The sequence below is a fragment of the Paenibacillus sp. 01L418 genome, from assembly GCF_056400045.1.
The window spans coordinates 1-1,348 of record NZ_JBFTSN010000749.1 but is presented as its reverse complement, the minus strand read 5'-3'; the positions used below and the strand labels follow the sequence as shown (position 1 = coordinate 1,348).

General features: G+C 43.1%; 1 protein-coding gene and 1 pseudogene. Both read left to right on the top strand.

Annotated elements, in window-relative coordinates:
* Positions 1 to 112 (top strand): annotated as a pseudogene (locus AC1DSE_RS35330) (FMN-dependent NADH-azoreductase); the annotation flags it as partial.
* A gap of 177 nt (positions 113 to 289) precedes the next feature.
* Positions 290 to 1,183, top strand: a complete 894-nt coding sequence (locus tag AC1DSE_RS35325) for a LysR substrate-binding domain-containing protein (RefSeq protein WP_477511726.1) — start codon at positions 290 to 292, stop codon at positions 1,181 to 1,183.
* Positions 1,184 to 1,348: the final 165 nt, after the last annotated feature.

Sequence of the window (1,348 nt, the reverse complement as noted above, 5' to 3'; positions counted from 1 at the left end):
GACTAACCTAGAGAGCATCATCATTGAAGGTCACAACCAACTTCCTGACCAAGCAGAAGCTATTGTAGCAAAAGGTCTTGAGGAAGCAGCAGCATCAGCTGCTCGTTTCTAAATCAACCGTTTAAATGCGAAGGCAGCCGAATAATTTCGGCTGCCTTTTTGTATGTGGATAAATTCAAACCGTTAATAAAAATTTGCGGTGTGATACGTGATCGGGTACGATGGCGATAGGAAAGCATGGACGAAAAGTTGATAAATCAGAGCTAAAATAGGAAGAGGTATGATGTCTATGGACTTGAAAAAGCTGCGTTATTTTATCGCAGTAGCAGAAGAGCTGCATTTTAACCGTGCTGCCCAAAAACTGAATATGACTCAGCCTCCACTAAGCCAACAAATTCAAGTTCTTGAGGATGAGCTTGGTGTGAAACTTCTGGAACGAACCAAGAGACAGGTTCGACTTACGACAGCCGGTGCGATATTTTTGGAGGAATCGAGAAACATAGTTGCTCATTTGGAACGATCGATAAAGATGACACAACTTGCAAGTGAAGGGAAAATAGGCAATTTATCCATCGGGTTTGTGGATTCAGCAGCAGGCGGTATGATGGTCAATGTTCTAAAGAAATATCGAGAACGTTTCCCAGATGTACAGGTTACATTATCTGAAATGACATCTGCTGAGCAACTGAAAGCGCTGCATGATGGAGAAATTGATGTTGGATTCCATCGGTTGCTGGACCCTTCAAAACATATCACATCCAGACTGTTCACGAACGAATCACTAGTTGCTGTATTGCTCAAAACACATCCGTTAGCCGATCAACCAACCGTTTCACTGCATTCTTTGAGGGAAGAACCCTTTATCTTATCACCACATCATATGGGGGCTTCATTTCATGACCTGATTGTAGATTTTTGCAGGCAGCATGGATTTCAGCCTCGCATCGTGCAGGAAGCTGTTCAAATGTACACGATTGTAAATCTGGCAGCTGCAGGCATTGGCATCTCAATTGTTCCYTCTTCGGTTTCCGTGTTTCAACGCAGTGATGTCGTATTTCGATCATTTGATGAGGATACACCGCGTGTTCCTCTTTATGCAACCTGGAAAACAGAGAAGAGTGAAACGGTTCTGACTCATTTTCTAAAAGTAGTGGAGGAAACAGCCGCTAACCAGACAAGCTGATTTGTGTGAACGCTCTAACCGGTTTTACTAGCATCAAACTGAGCAACGTCTTTTAATATGTTATTTATTTGCACTACGATCTCAGCATCTAGACTAACTCCTGCTGCTTTTACGTTTTCTAATACCTGCTCCGGCTTTGAGGCGCCAATGATAACGGAGGACACC